The sequence below is a fragment of the Thermodesulfobacteriota bacterium genome (genome assembly GCA_036397855.1).
Classification (GTDB): Bacteria; Desulfobacterota_D; UBA1144; order Nemesobacterales; family CSP1-2; genus DASWID01.
In genome coordinates, this window is sequence record DASWID010000114.1 from 14,650 (window position 1) to 34,304 (window position 19,655).

The following is a 19,655-nucleotide window of genomic DNA, read 5'->3' on the forward strand; positions in this document are numbered from 1 at the left end:
GATTAAAAATCAGCTGATTTGTATGAAGAATGGATGCGAAAAAAAATATTAGGTAAATAATGCGTCAAAGGTAAGTGTTCCCTCCCGGACCTTATCCGTGTACAAAAAAGATTGATACTGACTTGGTTAACCCCTTCTGACCTTTTTCAACAGGCGTTTCTTTGCAGCGTAAGATCTCTTTTTCTTTCTCTCACTGGGCTTCTCATAATATTCGCGTTTTCTAGCCTCAGACAACACACCCCCCTTCTCCACCTGCTTTTTGAACCTTCTTAGCGCACTATCTATGCTCTCGTTATTTCCAACTGCAATCCCGGGCATAAAAACCCCTCCTCGAACCTACCAGAGTTTATTCTACAAGCTAAAACATTAAAATCAGATTGTCAAGTGTAATGAGATATCATATTGCCAAATAAACCGATATCAATTGATTGATGACAAAGTTTGCTTTACAATTCTTCCTTCTTCGGGTAATTCCCAACCTTACTGCGATTTTTCAGAATCAAATCATCAATGTTTTCTGTGCCATCGGAATTACGAACATCATCTTCCTCAGGATCCTTACGATGCTCTTCTAACCTGGCTGTCCATGAGTCCCGTTTTTTCCTAATGTCGTCTATAAGTCCCATAATAAACTCCGTCAAAAGGAATTAATTTGAATTAGGTCATTCTACACAAGAACTTCCATCTTACACTCAATTTAGTAAAGACGATACTTTAGTGACCTCAACATCGCCTTTTATTTTCGGGAGCATATAAGTTAGAGCCTTCACAGTCTCCGGATAGGGATGACAGATACCAACCGCATATCCCTTTTTTTTTGAGATATCCACGAGCCTTAGAATCTGCGAATTCACATAACTCTCATCCCGAGAAACCTGGTCTAAAAAGACATCTCTCATTGCAGTTTTCATTCCCAAGGTCTTTGCAATTTCGAAACCCTTGGAATCTGCGCTTGTTTTGCTGTCGATAAAAAAAAGACCCTTCGTATTCAACTCCCTAAGGACTATCTCCATTAGTTCCGGATTCTCAGTAAATTTTGAACCCATATGATTATTTACACCCGTTACATAGGGAACTGCCGAAATAGTATCGTCAAGCTTTTTTATAATCTCCTTCTCCGGCAAATTCTCCAATAATACTCCGTCACCTGCATCATTCCCGACATACCCGGAAACGCTTTTCGGTTCCATTGGTAAATGAAGCATTACATCCCATCCCCTTTGCTTTGCCTTCTCGGCAGCATATCGGGAATATGGCAGGTATGGAAGAATCGCAAGATTAATTGGAAACTCCATTTCCAAAAGTCTATCAACAGAGTCCTTATTAAATCCTATGTCATCAACTATAATCACTACCTTTGGCTTCTCTTGATCCGCCGCGGGCAAATTTAATCTTTCTTCTTTACCAATTGAGGCATGCTTCGATTCTTCCTTTTTGATATCATGTGTATCCTGATCCCCTATAATTTGATGCGATGCTCCCCCAGTATCTCCCCTATGCAGATCGAAACGAATCCTATACAAGAGAGAATTGTTGAACTCAATTTCAGAAATAACATAATCCTTGCCCCTTTTAAACTTCTGCTTGAAGTTCTTATCGGAAATAGAATCTCCAAAAATCGATTCGACATCTTTATCGGACACTCCTTCGGGAAGGTTAACCCTCATCTCACTGAGGTTCCATTCGATGCCGCCCTTGCCCTTCTTAGGTATCTTTTTCGAGGAGACCAAATCCCTAGAGACCCCTAATCTGAAAAAACCCACAGAGAGATCTCTAGCTAGCTCTTTTTTAATATTCGAATAATCAGAAGACGATAATTTTTCTTGCGGGAGCTGAATAGAAAGTCTATTCCCAATCAGGCGCACACCATAAATACCAAATAAAAGGAATACTATTATCGCAAAGATTGAAATTACTGACCTACGTGCATTCGAGAACTTGCTTCGACGTTTACCGCTTTTTCTCCTTGATCCCTTTTGTTTTCTCGTCAAAAAGGAAAGTCTCCTAACCCCTAGGAACAGTATTACTTACATCCGATAATTTTAAAATCTCAACTGCCCTTTTAATTTGTACGTCAGCATGTTCATCATCTTCAACAATGATATCAGGCGTTACACCAACATCGCTGATTGATCGTCCACTTGGGGCATAAAATTTCGCAGTTGTGAGCTTGAGCCCTGAACCATCATCGAGTTGAATGATTGTTTGTACAGAACCCTTTCCGAATGTTTTAGACCCGACAATTGTCGCTCTATTGCTATCCTGTAGTGCCTCTGCAACTACCTCAGATGCACTTGCACTACCCTTATTTACTAGAACAACCAGTGAAAGATCCCGTTTTGATTCTCCTTTTGTCGCATAGTATTCCTTAGACTGATCCGATGTTCTTCCCCTCACACTAACAATCAGTCCCTTATCAATGAACTCATCCGTTATCTTTATGGCCTCATCAAGCAAACCGCCTGGATTGTTTCTCAAATCCAACACGAGCCCACGAAGACTCCCTCCATTGTCGAGTTCTAATTTTGACAATGCATCCGTTAATTCATCGGACACATTTTCCTGAAACTGAGAAACCTTGATATATCCGATTCCGTCATCCAATAATTTATACCTAACACTCTTAATATGAATAACATCTCTAGTTAAGGTAATATCTCTAGACCCCTCGCCCTCTCTCGTAAGAGTAATCGTCACATTGCTACCCTTTGGCCCCCTAAGCAATTTCACAGCATCATAAACTACCATGCCCCGGGTTGATTTACCATCTATTTCAGTTATTAAGTCTCCAGGTTTAACTCCAGCGATGTCGGCAGGCGAACCTTCTATGGGCGATATAACCTTTAGCACTCCATTTTCTACGGCTACCTCCATCCCTACTCCTCCAAACTCGCCTGAGGTACCTATCTCTAGCTCTTTGTAACGCTCAGGGGAAAGATATGCAGAGTATGGATCAAGGGTCTTTAGCATTCCCTCGATTGCATTGTTAGTAAGTTCCTCTGAGTCGACTTTATCAACATAATTTCTCTCTATCAGATCTAGAACCTTTGTGAAGTTAGACAGTCCCTTATAAACACCTTCATCTTCCGGCGACGCACTTACGGGTGAAATAAGGACGAATAGCAAAATGATCGATAATAATCTCTTCATGATATTAATTTATCAACTTAATTTTATAAGCCATCAACCCACCGACTTCCTTTTAGAATTATACGCCAAAAGTTCATGAACAGCCAGGACTATATTCTTAGAATCGAGTCCAAAATACTCGAGGAGCTCGAGACCGTTACCGGAAGTACCAAATCTGTCTCTCATTCCAATTCTTTTCATAGGCGTTGGCGCGTGCTCACCGAGAACTTCTGCTACCGCTCCTCCCAACCCTCCGATTATATTGTGATCCTCAGCCGTCACAACAGCGCCAGTCTCGCCTGCAAGTTCCATTATAGTTTCGATGTCGATAGGTTTTATTGACGAAACATTCACCACAAAAGCGTTTATCCCTTCTTTCTTTAAGAATTCCGCAGCCTCAAGTGCTTTCGACACCATTATCCCGGTTGCAAAAATAGCAACATGTTTTCCCTCCCTAAGAATCGGGGCCTTCCCAATCTCAAACTCGTATGTATCTTTAAAGATTGTTGGAAACTTGGCCCTGGCAAGTCTAACATAGGTTGGACCTTTTTTATCGATAATGGTTCTGATTACCTTCACTGTTTCAACGGCATCTGCAGGCACAATAACAGTCATATTCGGTAACACCCTCATTAGGGCAATATCCTCGAGTGCTTGATGCGTAGCCCCATCTTCACCAACCGTCAAACCAGCATGTGTTGCGACGATCTTCACATTCAAGTTTGGGAATGCGATTGATTGTCTAATATGTTCCCAAGCACGTCCTGTGGCAAAAACGGCAAAAGTACTAGCAAAGGGTATCTTGCCCGCAAGTGCAAAACCGGCTGCCGTTGCCATCATATCTTGCTCGGATACCCCCATCGTAAAAAACCTGCCGGGGAATTCATTACCAAATAAATTAGTCTTGGTCGAAACGGTTAGATCAGCATCAAGAACAACTAGATCCCGGTAGCTCTTCCCAAGATCAACCAGTGTTCTACCATATGCCTCCCTGATATAGGCATTATCCTTAATTTCATTAAGCACAAAATCACTTAGTTCCGATCGGCTCATGCAGCCTCCCCTAATTCTTTTAGGGCTATATTGAGTTCTTCATCGCTTGGGGCAACGCCATGATATTGCCCCTTGTTTTCGAATATTGAAATACCTTTACCTTTAACAGTGTTAGCAATTATCACAAATGGTTTGCCCTTTACACTTTTCGACCTATCAAGCGCATTGAGGATACTCTTGATGTCATGCCCATCTTTGAGCTCCTCAACCTCCCAACCAAAAGCCCTCCATTTGTCCGGTACGGGCTCTATATCTTTAATTTTATCCATAGCACCATCATTCTGAAACCTGTTTCTATCTACCAGTGCACATAAATTGTCGAGCCTTCGATAAGATGAACTGGTAATCGCTTCCCAAGTCGCCCCCTCCTGCAGCTCCCCATCACTTAGAAGTACGTACACTCTTATATCTCTATCGTCAATTTTTGCTGCTAAGGCTATACCGTTCGCCGCCGATAGACCATGTCCAAGAGAGCCCGTTGTTGCCTCGATCCCAATACTAAGGTCGTATTCGGGATGACCCTGCAGACGACTTCCAGGCTTTCTTAGGGTCATCAGCTCTTCTCGGGGGAAATAACCCGCATTAGCAAGGACTGCATAAAGTGCGGGTACCCCATGTCCTTTAGAAAGAATAAACCTGTCTCTATTACTCCACCTAGGATTATTTGGATCGTGCCTCATGTGGGCGAAATAAAGAGAAACTAGAATCTCTACGGAAGATAGTGAACCGCCTGTGTGTCCAGACTTTGCTTTATGAAGTGCTCTCAGGATATCAATTCTTACCCTTCTGGCAATTTCCTTAAGTGCAACAGGATCACTTGTTTTTTCCAACATTATATCAGTCCCCTTTAACCCTTCTCAGACCCGTTTTAAATTTTTGTCAAATTAAGAGTTGCGATTAAAATTTAAGTATAATATAAACTTACATCTAAAGTTGTCAAACACACCAAGATTAGAGGTCGATTACTATACGATTCCTGACCTTACTTTCTTGAACTAACAATCAGAATAAGCTATTTTTATTCTCCGCTGGCACAGGTATTACCAAAATGAGAAGGCTGATCTTAGCAATTATAGATAAATTAATTGAAACTTATAATTACAGTGTGTTACAAATCTCAAAAGACTGGTTCATTCCGCTCAGGTTACTATATATTGGTGCGGCGATCATAGTTTATATTTTTTCTATCCTCGTAATCATAGCTGTCGTGTTGATAGTTGTTTTAATCGTAATTCCATTATCGCTGTTTACAGAGAGAGAACCCAGAACAAACCGATAGGAACTTCTTTGAATTTAGTAATCCCAGGCGTTCTTTATTAGACTAATAATTAGACGTTAATATAAATTTAATTATGAGAAAAAAACTCGAGTCCCATATAGATAAGGCAAATATCCCAGCACATATAGCGATAATAATGGACGGGAACGGTAGATGGGCTAACAGAAAGGGAATTGATCGAATTAGCGGCCACAGGGAAGGTATGAAATCTGTCCGATCGGTAGTCAAAGCTGCAAATGAATTAGGAATAAGATTGGTGACTCTATATGCGTTTTCAGAACAGAATTGGAAAAGACCTAAAGTTGAAGTCGACGCACTGATGGAACTTTTAAAACGATACCTTCTCAGAGAACGAAAGACGCTTGTTAAGAACGGAATTAGGTTAAATGCGATTGGACGATTATGGGAACTCCCCAAAGATGTATTTCTGGTTTTAATGGAAACAATAGAGATGACAAAAGAATGCAATTCTCTAATCTTAACACTTGCCTTAAGTTATGGAGGCAGAGAGGAAATCGTTGACGCGGTTAAAGAAATTATTTCCAGACGGAATATACTACCAGAGGATATAAATGAACAAAGCTTTTCCACCTATCTATACACAGTTGATCTTCCTGAGCCCGATCTTCTCATTAGAACAAGCGGCGAGTTTAGGCTTTCTAACTTTCTTCTGTGGCAGCTTGCATATACCGAAATATATTTTACTAAGACTCTGTGGCCTGATTTTAGAAAAAAACACCTGATAAAAGCCCTATTAAACTATCAAAGTCGAGAAAGAAGATTCGGACTCACTAGCAACCAAACTGGAAAAAGGAAAGTCCCGTGAAAAACATATCAATCCTCGGTTCCACAGGCTCCATAGGCCGCCAAACACTAGAAGTCATATCAAGGTTTCCTGACAAATTTCGCGTCTTGGGACTAGCAGCGGGTAAGAATACATCCCTGCTTACGGAACAAATCCGCATTTTTAAACCCAAAGTAGTATCTGTCAAGGACAAGAATGAAGCAATTCGACTATCTAGAAAATTTCGTAATGAGTCGGTTGAATTTTATTACAGCGATTCTGGTGCTGAAACTATCGCAACACATCCACAAGTCGATCTAGTAGTCTCAGCCATGGTGGGGTCGTCCGGTCTTAAACCTACTCTAGCAGCGGTAGAATCATCAAAGAACATCGCACTTGCCAATAAAGAAGTGCTCGTAATGGCAGGAGGCTTATTAACAAAAAAGGCTGAGAGCAAAGGCGTCAAAATATTGCCTGTAGATAGTGAACACAGTGCGATATTCCAGGTATTAGACAGAACAAATAAGGAGCACGTGAAGAGAATCATTCTGACAGCATCAGGAGGACCATTACGTAAAACTCCCAAAAAATATTTCAAAGATGTAACTCTTGAAAAGGCGCTGAATCACCCTACATGGAGAATGGGAAAGAAAATAACAATTGACTCGGCAACACTCATGAATAAGGGGTTTGAAGTAATTGAGGCTAAATGGCTCTTCGAAATCGAGCCTTCTAAGATCTCAGTATGGATTCATCCCCAGAGCATAGTTCACTCCATGGTAGAATACATCGATGGCTCGATAATAGCTCAATTGAGCTCGCCAGATATGAAGATTCCAATTTCATATGCCCTGTCCTACCCTGAAAGAATGCATATAAATGGCGAAGAAATATCACCAACCAACTTTAAGAAACTGACATTCGAGGATGTGAAATCCGACAAGTTTCCGGCACTCCAATTAGCCTATGAAGCCATAGAGGAGGGCGGCACGATGCCAGCTGTATTAAATGCGGCAAATGAAGTCGCGGTTGAATCTTTTCTCAATAATGAGTTAAAATTTATTGATATACTAAACATCGTAAAGCGTGTAATGTCTCTCCATACAAAACTTCCCGGCGATGACATCGATCAGATTCTTGAAGCTGACAACTGGGCAAGGATGACGGCATTATCACAAATTAGAAGAAAGGGAGAAAACAATAAATGACATTATTAGCGTTCATCTTTGTAATAGGAATTTTGGTATTCATACATGAACTCGGGCATTTTCTTGTAGCAAAATGGAAGGGAGTCAGGGTAGAAAAATTCTCGTTGGGTTTTGGCAAAAAACTACTGGGTTTCAGGGCTGGTGAAACTGAGTACCTTATTTCACTGCTACCACTCGGAGGTTATGTAAAGCTGTATGGAGAAGGAGGAGAGGGAAATCACATCATTGAAGATGTGATACCGAACTCGAAAGCCGATAAAATAGGGTTCAAACCGGGCGATAAAATACTAAAAATTGATGATATCGATTTGGCCTCTTTTCCCACTTGGAAAGAACTGGAAAACACTTTGAGGACTAATAATGAAAAGGAATATATAGTCGAAATTGAGAGGCAGGACGAGAAAATAAAGATAAATTCCAAGGCCGAGAGCTTGGATGGTCTAAGAGTGTTTTCAGAAAAAGAGTATCCTAGGAGCTTTTCCAATAAATCGATAATCAGCAGATTAATGATTGTTGTTGCCGGTCCGTTCATGAACTTCCTTCTACCTTTTCTGTTTCTGCCAATTGTTTTTTTAATCGGTATCAGTGTTCCTGCCTACCTCGAGAGCTCACCAGTCGTTGGATATGTTGAGCCTAATTCTGCTGCGAGTAAAGCGGGTTTCGAGAAGGGCGATGTTGTAAAAGAGGTAAATGGGAAGGCAATAGAAACATGGAGAGATCTGAACATAACATTCCAATCAAACCCTGATATCCCACTAAATGTCGCCGTCAATAGAAACGGGACTACGAAATCGATTGAATTCAAATCCTCACCGTCATCTCAGGGGGTAGTCGAAGTTGGTATTTCAGAACCACTTGAAGCCAAAATCGGAGAAGTACTAGAGGGCAGCCCAGCTTCACAAAGTGGAGCATTACAAAAAGGAGACCAAATACTGGCTGTAAACGGTAACAAAATCACAGATTGGTATCAGATGTCTTCTATAATCAGAGATAGCGGAGACAAAGAGGTTACGCTTCTTGTTAAAAGGGGTGATAAACAGTTCAACGTGAGTCTCATCCCTAAAATCATAGAGGGGGGCACTTATCCCGCAATCGGAATCACTCCCGAACGCGAGCAGATCCTTAAGAAGTACGGGTTTATTGATGCGATCATCGAAGGGATAAAAGAAGCGGCAAAACTTATATTTGAGGTTACTGTCCTTTTATTTTCCTTTCTTTACAAGCTTATCACCGGAAAAATATCCTTGGGAACCGCAGGCAAGAGTCTAGCAGGACCACTTCTCATAGCTAAGGTCTCGGGATCTGCTGCAGAAAGTGGCCTAGCATCACTCATGCAATTCACCGCATTTATAAGTATTAACCTTGCCATTATAAATCTGTTTCCTATACCAATGCTTGACGGAGGGCATGTTCTATATCTAGCAATCGAGTCAATAAAGAGAAAACCCCTGAGTCAGAGGACCCTTGAAATAAGTCAACGTATTGGATTTACCCTTTTAATTTTCATAATGTTTGTAGCAATATTTAATGATATAACCAGGCTAAAGGGCTCAATTATTGAATCACTAAGCCGAGTACTTGAAGCGTTTCGTTAAGCGTTAGCATTTTTGAGTATTGTCCAGATAACTGTATTGAAGCATAAAAATGACTCATCATAGATTGGCCTCTGTTACAGAATTGCCTTACTCATATCTCTCTAATATATTCAAGGTCTTCAACATCAAAAGGACTGACCGAGTATCTACTCGTCCAACAAAAGAAGGGATATTGTTTCTTGCCCTCTCCATATTTGTAGGCGTTGCCGCCCTAAATACTGGCAACAACCTACTCTATTTAATTTTCGGCATGATGCTCAGCTTCATCGCCATATCCGGTTTTATGTCTATGATAAATCTATCCAGAATCGATGTTCAATCTGTAACCCCTCAGAACATTTTTGCCCTGACACCAATATCCTTTAAATTTTTTGTCACAAATAAGAAAACTTTATTGCCTTCTTATTCCATAACGGTTGAAGTCGAAAGAGAAAAGGGCTTCATACCCTATCTACCCGCTAAGCATACAAAAAAAGCGAACATGAGGTGTTTCTTCAAGCACAGAGGTTGGAACGAAATTCCCGACATATACATTTCAACAAGCTTCCCATTTGGATTCTTCAGGAAGAGAGTCTTAACAAAAACTGTCAAAGAAGAAGCTCTCGTATATCCTAAGATTGAAAAATTTGATATTGAAGAATCTATATTCGATCAATGGTATGATGAAAAACAATCCGTTAAAAGTGGATTAGGAAGTGACATAAGATCCATCAGAACATACCAATACGGGGATAACCCTAAATTAATTCACTGGAAATCCTCAGCGAAGATTGGCGAATTAATGATCAGAGAGCTGCATGATGATGAATCGAAAAGCGCGCTAATTGAATTCAATCCGTCCGATGATAAAACAAAACTTGAAATTCAGATTACCAGAGCAGCCTCTTTATTACTAGAATTAGTTAAACACGAATATGAAGTCGAATTTATAGCTCCAAACATAAAATTCTCAAGCTCTGAGATTAGAATATCTCCAAGACCGGTTTTGAGATACCTCGCCCTTTACAATGTTGTACAACGTTCTCACGCCTGACCCCGTTATGTCAGAGTCTCCCCTGGTTTAAGCTCGATAATCTCGATGTCTCTAATGTCCTTCGTTAGCTCCCTAAGCTCCGCAGGGGTCCCCGTTAAAATAGGGAATGTAGCGTAGTGAATAGGGATTACATACCTGGGCGAAAGGAAACGACAGGCATAGGATGCTTCGACCGGCGACATTGTGAACCAATCCCCAATTGGCAACATAACCAGTTCCGGGTTGTATATTTCAGCGATCAACTTCATGTCGCTGAAAATACAAGTGTCTCCAGCGTGATAAATCTTAAACCCATTCTCAAATTCAATTACGTATCCCGCAGGCTCCCCGGCATAGATGAGATTGCCATGTTCGTCCACTATTCCACTGCTGTGCTGGGCGTGGGTCATTGTAAATTTAATCCCGTCAACCGTTTGAGTGCCGCCCTTATTCATTCCAGAACAGTTTTCTACACCCTTGGACTCCATCCAGTGGCCGATTTCCCAGATTGCCACCACAGTTGGTTTATGCTCCTTTGCTATTCCCACTGCGTCGCTCATATGGTCAAAGTGACCGTGTGTGATTGCCATTATGTCCAGCCTGTCAAATTTCTTAAGACCCTCCGGACAAGCAGGGTTCCCCTGTACCCACGGATCGATCAATATGATCTTCCCCTTTGAGGACCTTATTTTGAACGTAGAATGACCCAAGTAAGTAATTTCAACATCTCGGTTTAACTTTTTCATTTTCATATCTCCACGGATAAATTTGATATTAGAGTATTAAAATTATCCACATTGAATGAGACAATGCAACTGTAGTCAAAAATATTTCAGATAGTAAATAACCCCGTGGCAGATCCTCGGGGCATTAAAAGATTAAAAACTAGCTGCTTGTTGTAACGCTTATGATCATACACCACATTTTTAGTTTTTTTAACTTGGCTAATACTGAAATTCTAAAATCGCTATTGCCCGCAGGACAACCTGTTTTCATCCCCGTGGTAAAACCACGGGGTATTCAACAGGTATGTTAATAAAATTCATGTTAGACTTAACAACATTGAAATATAAAATTATAGATCATACAGCCGACATATGCGTTAGGGTCTTCGGGAACTCACTCGAGGAAATTTTCATTAGTTCCGCCAAAGCCATGATGGAAATAATCACCGATCTAGAAAAAGTGATTCCGTCCAAGGAAATTTCAATAAGGGCCCAGGGAGAAAATTATGAAGAACTCTTGGTTAAGTGGCTTCAAGAGATTCTTTATCTTCACGAGGTAAAGAAAATGGTCTTCAAAGATTTCGAAATTAAGATAGAAAATGCGACCAGGGCAGTCGGAAAAGCATACGGTGAAAAGATAGCTCTTGATAGGCACGAATTCTTTTCTAATATTAAAGCAGTTACTTATCACAATTTGAAAATTATTTCTTCAAAGGATAAATATAGGGTAGACATTGTTTTTGATATATAGTGAAAGAGATGGTCCGTTGAAATTAATTTATCAAAAACCACAGATTTAGTTCAGACATTGAATCAATATCTCCGAACCAAGACCATATCAGTAGAATAATATGACAGTCAACTAAATTTTCCTAACGGGATGACAGCCTATGATTGATCCTAAAATTTTGGAAGAAAATATAGAATTCGTTAAGACAAAATTGTCCGAAAGAGGCCAAGATATAGACTTTGATATGATCGCCACGATTGATGAAGAGAGAAGAAGGGTTATCGGGGAAGTGGAAGAACTTGAGCATCAAAGAAATATCGGTTCAAAAAAGGTAGGAGAACTAAAGAGACAAGGTAGCAATGAAGAGGCAGCCGAAATTCAGAGTAGGTTAAAAGATATCTCTGAAAATATTAAAGAGCTAAACACAAAAAGAACCCAGATTGAAAATGATTTCAAACTGCTATTATTGAATATTCCCAACATTCCCCATAAATCCGTACCTATTGGTAATGACGAATCGGATAACCTGGAGATTAAACTTTGGGGGAAACCAAGAGAATTCGATTTTGTATTTAAAGATCATGTAACAATCGGTAAGAATCTGGATGTACTTGATTTAGAAAGGGCAGCAAAAATTACAGGTTCGGGATTCGCCCTCTATAAGGGTCTCGGAGCGAGGATGGAGCGAGCACTCATAAACTTTATGATTGAGGAACATACTAACAAACATGGTTACACAGAAGTTCTTCCACCTTTCATGGCAAATCGTGATAGCTTTGTAGGAACTGGCAATCTGCCAAAGTTTGAATACGAACTTTTTAAAATCGATGATATGGACATGTATCTGATTCCAACCGCAGAGGTCCCGGTTACAAATATCCACAGGGAAGAAATCCTTCTAGAGCAAGAGCTTCCAAAAAAATATGTTGCCTATACACCTTGTTTCAGAAAGGAAGCGGGCTCGTATGGAAAAGACGTGCATGGTATCATGAGACAACATCAGTTTAACAAGGTCGAACTCGTAAAATTTGTCCTTCCAGAAAGCTCCTATGATGAACTTGAAACCCTAACAAATGATGCAGCCCGTATCCTGGAGCTCCTTGAGCTACCGTACAGGGTAGTAGTCCTGTGCACAGGGGATATGGGATTCTCGTCTGCAAAAACATACGATCTAGAAGTGTGGGTTCCGAGCGAAAATAAATATAGAGAGATCTCCTCCTGTAGTAACTTTGAAGACTTCCAAGCAAGGAGGGCAAATATTAGATACCGCACAAGCTCGGGTGGTAAACCTAAGTTTGTTCACACCCTAAACGGTTCAGGACTTGCAATAGGTAGAACTGTTATTGCTATACTGGAAAACTATCAAAAAAGCGATGGATCCGTGCAAATACCAAAGCTACTGGTTCCCTATATGGGTGGCGTTAAGACAATTCCCCCCCCTAGTTGATTTCCGGATCTTGCATCGTGTATCCTGCATCGTGCATCATGTATCTTGCATCCTGCATTCTGTATCTTGTATTTTATATAAGATAAATATTCAATTTAGTTACCTATGAAATCTTCACGCACAGATTTCGACGTCATAATAGTAGGTGCTGGACCGGCAGGGGGAATGTGTGCTTATGAACTGTCAAAAAATGACATCAGTGTGCTTATAATCGAAAACGAAAGGCTTCCCCGATATAAGACCTGCGCAGGCGGTCTGACAAAGAAGGCCTACGAGATCCTCCCGAAGGATTTCCTGAACTTGGTTGAAAACGACACATACAGAGTAAATCTAACACTTAATCACAGATGGGGTTTTTCAAAAAATACATCATTCCCAATAGTAAAGATGGTAATGAGAGATAAATTGGACTATTTCCTCATAAAAAAAGCAGAAGATTACGGAGCTCGTATATTTGATAAAACACGGATCGTGTCTTTGGCGGAGTTACCAGACTGCGTTCATATAAGCACCGAAATGGGAAACTTTAAATCAAAGGTCATTGTAGGAGCAGATGGCATAACCGGATGTGTGGCACGTTTTCTTGGTTTGAGAAAAAACCCAGTGTGCGGAATCGCAATAGAAGGTGAAATAATTCCAAGATACGATTTATCGCAATTAAAAGGATTTAATGGTTCCCTCGACCTTGATTTCAATGTGATCCCTAAGGGCTATGGCTGGATTTTCCCCAAGAAGGAACATTTATCAGTCGGAGTATTCACCACACTGCCAAAGATGAAAGATATCAAACAGTATCTTTCGTCATATCTCAGCCAAAAGGGACTTGCTAATGGTTATCAAACTGCATCACTCAAGGGACATCAAATTCCCATTGGAGGCAAGAAACAAGAAATACTTAACTCGAAGAGAGGATTACTTATAGGGGATGCGGCAGGACTAGCCGACCCGATAACAGGCGAAGGCATATATTTTGCGCTCAGGAGCGGTCAAATAGCAGCAGACGTAATATGCAACTTCGCCCGTAATTGCAACCTAACCTTAGATGAATACACAAAAAAAGTAAACTCAGAAATCATTGACGATTTTAGATACGCAGGTTACCTATCAATTTTACTCTATAATTTGAGCTTCTTTTCATACAACTTGGCAAGAATGATAGAAGGGATAAATGAGAGCTTCGTGAAAGTTATAACCGGAGAAAAAACATATAAAGATCTATTCAAGTAACCGATGAATAAGTAATTTAAGTATGTCAATAAGCAACATTTAATGCTAAGTGAATCTCACTACAGCAAGCTGCAAAGTATAAGAGCATAAACAGACAATCTCTTCCGTCATTGCTGTAGATGTTAAATATTTCCTGGACAAGCTTTTTTGCATTTTTATTAATATTTTCATTTTAATTGGCCTTCCAAAAATTGCGTTAAGAAAATCAGAAACGAAGACGTTAAGAAAAAATTGCGGGTTGTGCTTGAATTCAAATTTTTTAGTTGTTATGTCATCCCCGAGGACTTTTGTCGGGGATCCAGAAACAAAGACATAGATTTCCGCTAACAATCCGCGGGAATGACCGGAGGGGGGTGGGTTTAGCAATGAAACAGGACGGCAGGATAGCGTGTAATCGCAGCAAAAGCCCTGTAGAAAGCCACAGGGAATCTGCTGATAAAAGAAATCAATCAGACATTGTTTATAAAATACAGGAAGTTCAAGAATGGTTTTAGAAAGTGCGGTTTGTTGAGTTAAGATTCGACGAGTAGCCGTTATTTTAGTCTCTATTTAAAATCAAAATTCGGCCCCTTTGGTCTTGTCCTTCTCAAGCTTCTGAGAAATACTTAGAAAAATTGGAGCCAATACTATACAAATAGCGAATACTATTAGACTGTTATAGGCGAGACGTACTTCCGTTTCACTTACGCTCGAGAAAAAATGACGGAGCAAGGCTAAAACCACGAAAAATGCCGAAACCGCAGATATAAAAATCGATATCGTAAAAAGGTAAGAAAATAGCCTAACCAAATTTGTTCTCCTTCAAGCTATATACCTATACTTAAATCAACTTCCTAACTATGTGTTAATAAAATCCCTGTGGCAAATCGATAAAGCTTTTAGCAAACGACACGAAATTAGCACAAGTCAAACCTTAACACAAGCATGTCTGTCTATTTTAACATTATACAATATGATATCTAAGATATGAATGATCAGTCAACAATAATATGAATCTATTAATAAAGTTGAAACTAACTTTATTCGGATAGTTTCTATCATAAAACATCAGAGCATTTAAGTAATAAAAGACCGGAATCGATTTATATGGGAAATACATCTAGAAATTCACAAACGTAAGTTTACTGAAATCATATAATTATTTGGAAAGGTGCACAAATAAGACAGAGAATGGTCAATGCTAAAAATACTTCAATTAGAACTGCATGATCTCTTTCTCTTTTTTCTCCAATGCCTTATTTATCTTATCGATAAAGTCATCTGTAAGTTCTTGACTCTTCGTCAGATTTCTCTTAACTTCATCCTCGGGGATTTTTTTCTCTTTCTCTGCTTCTTTAACTTCACTATTCGTATCTTTTCTAATCTGTCTTATCGAAACCCTGTACTCCTCGGCCAATCTACCCACATATTTGACAAGTTCCTTTCTTCTCTCCTCGGTGAGAACTGGAATGTTTATTCTTATCACCTTTCCATCATTAGCCGGATTAATACCAAGATCTGACTGCATTATGGCTTTTTCTATAGCAGAGAGCGCACTAATATCCCATGGTTGGATCAATATAGTTCTGGTCTCCGGAACAGTAATTGTAGCAAGTTGATTAAGGGGGGTAAGCGTTCCATAATAATCAACGCGTATGTGATCAACCAGAGAAGTGGTCGCCCTGCCTGTCCTTATCTTCGTAAGTTCCGATTCAAATACACTGAGTGATTTATACATCCTATTCTTCGAGTTTTCGATAATAACGTTTAGGGCCTTTTCATCACTCATTGTCTGAGCTCCTCACAATTGTGCCAACACTCTCCCCCATAACAATTTTTTTCACGTTCCCATAGTCAAAGAAATTAAACACAACTATAGGAATATTCCCCTGCATGCAAAGAGATATAGCAGTGGCATCCATCACCTTCAACTCTTTTTTCAATACATCCATGTAACTTAGATGTTCAAATTTCAAAGCATCATTATATTTTATTGGATCCTTGTCATATACACCATCTACCTTAGTCGCCTTAAGTATTACTTCTGCCCCAATTTCAAGCGCTCGCAGTGTTGCAGCCGTATCGGTAGTGAAAAAGGGATTCCCAGTCCCTCCCGCAAAAATCACGACCCTCCCCTTCTCGAGATGTCTAATTGCCCTTCTTCTGATATAGGACTCTGCGACCCTATAGATTTCAAGAGCGGTCTGTACCCGAGTTAATATACCTTTTCTCTCTAGAGAGTCCTGAAGGGCAAGTGCATTTATCACCGTAGCTAGCATACCCATATAATCGGCCGTGGACCTGTCCATTCCAGCCGCTGCAGCAGCAATCCCTCGAAATATATTGCCCCCCCCAATTACGATTGCTATCTGTACACCAAGCTCGTGGACCTCTTTAATCTCTTGCGAAATACTGTTTAGGATATCAAGACTGATCCCGAATTTTTCCTTAGCCTGAAGAGCTTCTCCACTCAACTTCAGAAGCAGTTTCTTATATTTCGGCTTTGAAACTGTTTTCGGTGGATTCATGATAACCTAATCATCAATCGGTTCTCCCAACTGGTACCTGATAAATCTCCTTATCACTATGTTTTCCCCAACCTTTGCAACCAAGGATTTTAAAAGATCAGAAATCTTAATCTTAGGATCCCTTATATACGTTTGATCTAGTAGGCAATTTTCCTCGAAGTATTTCACAATCTTACCCTCAACTATCTTTTCCGCTACATTCCCAGATTTCCCAGAATCTATGACCTGGGCCTTTATCAGTTCCTTTTCACGAAGTAATACCGCCTCGGGAACGTCTTCTCTACTTATGTAGCTAGGGTTGGATGCCGCAACCTGCATAGCAATCTCCTTAGCAAAATTTTGGAACTCCTCGTTTCTTGCAACAAAGTCTGTCTCACAGTTAATCTCGGCCATGACTCCGATTTTTCCTCCAGCATGAATGTAGGAAGCAACAATACCTTCGGGGGTTTCCCTGCCCATTTTTTTTGCAGCCTTCGCAAGACCTTTTATCCTTAGAATATCTATTGCCCTTTCATAATCGCCATTAACTTCTTCAAGAGCTTTCTTGCAATCGATAAAAGGGGCGCCTGTCCTGTCTCTTATTTCCTTTACCATCTGCGCCGTGATATCACTCATTATCTGTCTCCTCAATATTTTCAGTCAGATCTGCAGAGTAAACTTCAGGACTTAAGCCCTTCCTCACTTCCTCAGCCTGACCGTATTCTTTGAACACAAAAACCTTCCTTTCCACGATAACCGGAGCTTTCGCTTCCTCAGGCTTTATGATCTCACCTGCCAGCACCCTCTGATCATAAATGTGTTTCCCCTCAAGACAAGCGTCTGCAACCTTGGAAGTGAAAAGCTTAATAGCCCTTATTGCATCATCATTACTTGGAATAATAATATCAGCATTAGAAGGATCACAATTAGTATCTACAACAGCTACGATCGGTATGTTAAGCTTCTTTGCTTCACGAACCGCGATATGTTCCTTTTTTGTATCTATAATAAACAGCGCTTCCGGAATTTTTTTCATGTTAATAACACCATTTAAAAGATATTCTAGCTTTTGAATTTCCCTCTTTAATCCCTTTGCTTCCTTCTTTGGAAGACGCTCCATCTGCCCCTCTGATTCCAAGCTTTTAAGTTCTAGTAGATAGTCAATACGAGAACGGATTGTGTGAAAATTAGTCAACGTCCCGCCTAACCACCGTGTATTTACGAATGGCATCCCGCATCTGATTGCCTCTTCAGCAATAATGCCCTGTGCTTGCTTTTTTGTACCAACTATTAGAATCTCACCGCCATCAGCCACTATCTCCTTTACAAAATTGAAGGCTTTTTTGAAAAGATTCACCGTTTGTTGCAAGTCGATTATGTGAATCCCATTCCGGCTTCCAAAAATAAACGGTTTCATCCTCGGATTCCAATGGCTTACCTGATGTCCAAAGTGCACGCCAGCCTCCAGCAGCTGCTTCATGCCAATTAATTCACCAACCTGAGTCTCTTCGACCATAAATACCTCCTAATTCATTTAACATGCAGACAAAATCTGAATTTATTAACATAAATTCCCATTTTTTTCAAGCTAATCTATAAGTCATGTATATTCTAATCGTACTATAAGAAATCTGATTTTATCTCAGAAGATCAATGTACCAAGGAATAAAAATTTAAGTAATATTTTAAATGCTATCAGTCGTAAGCACAACTGATAAAATATCGATTGATTCTATGAACTCAATGTCCCAATATTACAACATATTTGTCAAAATTAAGTTTGAGACCTTTTGTTTAACAAATCAAAAACTGCTATATTTACTAAAGATATAAAACTTAGGTATGACCAAGAGAGGGCTATCTACACATTAAATACCTGATAATAATAAATCCCAGCGCTGGTAATGGAAAAACACAAAATCTTATTCCATCAATTAAGTCCTTCTTAGATTCAAACAACATACGGTATGAACTTTGCTTCACATCCAAACCCGGTCAAGCAGCAGAATTATCGAAAGAAGGGGTCAACCAGGGCTTCACTCACATCGTTGCCGTTGGAGGAGATGGCACAGCTCATGAAGTCGTGAATGGTTTAGCCGGCTCCTCTGTGATCTTTGGAATGATTCCCTCGGGTAGCGGAAATGACTTTCCAAAGGCTGTCGGTATACCACTTGATATCAAATCAGCGATAGAATTGCTAGTTCGTAATGCGACAAGGCAAATCGACCTCGGAATGCTGGGGAACCAATTTTTCATAAATGGTCTTGGCATTGGCTTTGACGGCGCTGTTGCAGCTCGTTTCAGTAAAATGAAAAAACTCAGAGGGGAGATCGGATATCTATTGGGAGCCGTTGTTGAGGCAATCAGGTTCAGTGGTTTCCAGCTCGAGCTTAAGACTCCCGGCTGGAGCTTTCGTGGATACGCCTTACTTACGGGTGCTTCAAACGGTCAATACCATGGGGGCAATTTCAAGTTAGTACCCCAGGCCAGAGCAGACGATGGTCTCTTGGACATATATGTATTCGAAGACATGTCTTTGATAAGAAGGATTGTTAATTTGCCCAGGGTTCTTTTAGGAAATCATACGAAAATAAAAGGAGTGCATTTTAAGCAGGTATCCAAAGCTGAGATAACATTGGATCGCGAAATCCAAGCCCACATGGATGGAGAGCCCCTTTTGCTCAATCCCGGAACACATGTAATAAATGTATTTCCAAAAGCTTTGAGGATACTGTCACCGGTAAGCTAGAGAACCAAGGACTCCACAAGTTCAATCAGTCGGTGGTGGAAATGGTGGACACAAGGGGCCGTTTGCTCTAATTCTTGACATCATACCGTTATCCTCATGATTCATTATGTGGCAATGGTAAACAAAATTACCGCATATAATAGGGTCTCTAAAGTCAATTGCGATCCTTACTTCGGTCGGTGGATCTTCCGGATCGTTCTTATAGGGGAGATTAACCGTATCCTGATGGCC

22 protein-coding genes are annotated in these 19,655 nt (G+C 40.3%); 10 read left to right on the plus strand and 12 right to left on the minus strand.

The genetic code is table 11. The features are described from left to right. Positions 1-126: 126 nt before the first annotated feature. The 6 genes from rpsU to VGA95_09125 all read right to left on the minus strand — a co-directional run bounded on the left by rpsU (position 127) and on the right by VGA95_09125 (position 5,015). Positions 127-318 (minus strand): 30S ribosomal protein S21, encoded by a 192-nt coding sequence (gene rpsU / locus VGA95_09100; protein ID HEX9666698.1) that lies wholly within the window; start codon positions 316-318, stop codon positions 127-129. 128 nt (positions 319-446) lie between these two features. Then, a complete protein-coding gene (locus tag VGA95_09105; GenBank protein HEX9666699.1) occupies positions 447-626 on the minus strand; it encodes a hypothetical protein in 180 nt (59 codons plus the stop codon). A 66-nt stretch (positions 627-692) separates the two neighbouring features. After that, positions 693-1,991 carry a divergent polysaccharide deacetylase family protein gene (locus VGA95_09110; protein HEX9666700.1) on the minus strand — a complete coding sequence of 433 codons (1,299 nt, stop codon included), beginning with the start codon at positions 1,989-1,991 and terminating at the stop codon, positions 693-695. A gap of 13 nt (positions 1,992-2,004) precedes the next feature. Continuing rightward, positions 2,005-3,150, minus strand: coding sequence for a S41 family peptidase (locus VGA95_09115; protein HEX9666701.1), 1,146 nt, complete (start codon positions 3,148-3,150; stop codon positions 2,005-2,007). Between the two features lie 33 nt (positions 3,151-3,183). Further along, on the minus strand, positions 3,184-4,182 hold the full coding sequence (locus VGA95_09120) for a transketolase family protein (protein HEX9666702.1): 999 nt from the start codon (positions 4,180-4,182) through the stop codon (positions 3,184-3,186). Next, the gene (locus VGA95_09125) at positions 4,179-5,015 is read right to left on the minus strand and encodes a transketolase (GenBank protein HEX9666703.1); all 837 of its coding nucleotides are present in this window, start codon (positions 5,013-5,015) and stop codon (positions 4,179-4,181) included. The genes VGA95_09120 and VGA95_09125 overlap by 4 nt, the downstream gene beginning before the upstream one ends. A gap of 215 nt (positions 5,016-5,230) precedes the next feature. On the opposite strand from VGA95_09125, the gene VGA95_09130 reads away from it, so the two are divergent. From VGA95_09130 to VGA95_09150, 5 genes are all read left to right on the plus strand, one after another. Then, a complete protein-coding gene (locus VGA95_09130; GenBank protein ID HEX9666704.1) occupies positions 5,231-5,461 on the plus strand; it encodes a hypothetical protein in 231 nt (76 codons plus the stop codon). 73 nt (positions 5,462-5,534) lie between these two features. Then, the gene (locus VGA95_09135; GenBank protein HEX9666705.1) at positions 5,535-6,287 is read left to right on the plus strand and encodes an isoprenyl transferase; all 753 of its coding nucleotides are present in this window, start codon (positions 5,535-5,537) and stop codon (positions 6,285-6,287) included. Beyond that, positions 6,284-7,453: a 1-deoxy-D-xylulose-5-phosphate reductoisomerase gene (locus VGA95_09140; GenBank protein ID HEX9666706.1), complete on the plus strand. Its 1,170-nt coding sequence runs from the start codon at positions 6,284-6,286 to the stop codon at positions 7,451-7,453. The genes VGA95_09135 and VGA95_09140 overlap by 4 nt, the downstream gene beginning before the upstream one ends. Further along, a complete protein-coding gene (rseP, locus tag VGA95_09145; GenBank protein HEX9666707.1) occupies positions 7,450-9,048 on the plus strand; it encodes an RIP metalloprotease RseP in 1,599 nt (532 codons plus the stop codon). The genes VGA95_09140 and rseP overlap by 4 nt, the downstream gene beginning before the upstream one ends. Positions 9,049-9,097: 49 nt before the next feature. Continuing rightward, positions 9,098-10,081: a DUF58 domain-containing protein gene (locus VGA95_09150; protein HEX9666708.1), complete on the plus strand. Its 984-nt coding sequence runs from the start codon at positions 9,098-9,100 to the stop codon at positions 10,079-10,081. A gap of 5 nt (positions 10,082-10,086) precedes the next feature. Here the strand turns inward: VGA95_09150 and VGA95_09155 are convergent, their stop codons facing one another. Further along, positions 10,087-10,806, minus strand: a complete 720-nt coding sequence (locus tag VGA95_09155; GenBank protein ID HEX9666709.1) for a metal-dependent hydrolase — start codon at positions 10,804-10,806, stop codon at positions 10,087-10,089. A gap of 283 nt (positions 10,807-11,089) precedes the next feature. Here VGA95_09155 and VGA95_09160 point away from each other — a divergent pair, with 283 nt between their 5' ends. The 4 genes from VGA95_09160 to VGA95_09175 all read left to right on the plus strand — a co-directional run bounded on the left by VGA95_09160 (position 11,090) and on the right by VGA95_09175 (position 14,683). Continuing rightward, positions 11,090-11,536 (plus strand): archease, encoded by a 447-nt coding sequence (locus VGA95_09160; protein HEX9666710.1) that lies wholly within the window; start codon positions 11,090-11,092, stop codon positions 11,534-11,536. Between the two features lie 139 nt (positions 11,537-11,675). After that, on the plus strand, positions 11,676-12,962 hold the full coding sequence (gene serS, locus VGA95_09165; protein ID HEX9666711.1) for a serine--tRNA ligase: 1,287 nt from the start codon (positions 11,676-11,678) through the stop codon (positions 12,960-12,962). A gap of 105 nt (positions 12,963-13,067) precedes the next feature. Further along, positions 13,068-14,189: an NAD(P)/FAD-dependent oxidoreductase gene (locus tag VGA95_09170; GenBank protein HEX9666712.1), complete on the plus strand. Its 1,122-nt coding sequence runs from the start codon at positions 13,068-13,070 to the stop codon at positions 14,187-14,189. Between the two features lie 365 nt (positions 14,190-14,554). Then, positions 14,555-14,683, plus strand: a complete 129-nt coding sequence (locus VGA95_09175; protein ID HEX9666713.1) for a hypothetical protein — start codon at positions 14,555-14,557, stop codon at positions 14,681-14,683. Between the two features lie 701 nt (positions 14,684-15,384). On the opposite strand, the gene frr is transcribed toward VGA95_09175, so the two are convergent. From frr to rpsB, 4 genes are read right to left on the minus strand one after another with little or no spacing between them, the layout of a single operon-like run. Continuing rightward, positions 15,385-15,957: a ribosome recycling factor gene (gene frr / locus VGA95_09180; protein HEX9666714.1), complete on the minus strand. Its 573-nt coding sequence runs from the start codon at positions 15,955-15,957 to the stop codon at positions 15,385-15,387. After that, entirely contained in the window at positions 15,950-16,696 is a 747-nt protein-coding gene (gene pyrH / locus VGA95_09185; protein HEX9666715.1) for a UMP kinase, read from the minus strand. Before pyrH ends, frr begins: the two co-directional genes overlap by 8 nt. Positions 16,697-16,702: 6 nt before the next feature. Next, positions 16,703-17,311 (minus strand): translation elongation factor Ts, encoded by a 609-nt coding sequence (gene tsf / locus VGA95_09190; protein HEX9666716.1) that lies wholly within the window; start codon positions 17,309-17,311, stop codon positions 16,703-16,705. Next, positions 17,304-18,191 (minus strand): 30S ribosomal protein S2, encoded by an 888-nt coding sequence (gene rpsB / locus VGA95_09195; protein ID HEX9666717.1) that lies wholly within the window; start codon positions 18,189-18,191, stop codon positions 17,304-17,306. Before rpsB ends, tsf begins: the two co-directional genes overlap by 8 nt. 366 nt (positions 18,192-18,557) lie before the next feature. Between rpsB and VGA95_09200 the strand changes: the two genes are divergently transcribed. After that, on the plus strand, positions 18,558-19,424 hold the full coding sequence (locus tag VGA95_09200) for a diacylglycerol kinase family protein (protein HEX9666718.1): 867 nt from the start codon (positions 18,558-18,560) through the stop codon (positions 19,422-19,424). 21 nt (positions 19,425-19,445) lie between these two features. Here the strand turns inward: VGA95_09200 and VGA95_09205 are convergent. Continuing rightward, positions 19,446-19,655 (minus strand): multicopper oxidase domain-containing protein (locus tag VGA95_09205; GenBank protein HEX9666719.1); only part of this gene is annotated, 210 nt, incomplete at its 5' end.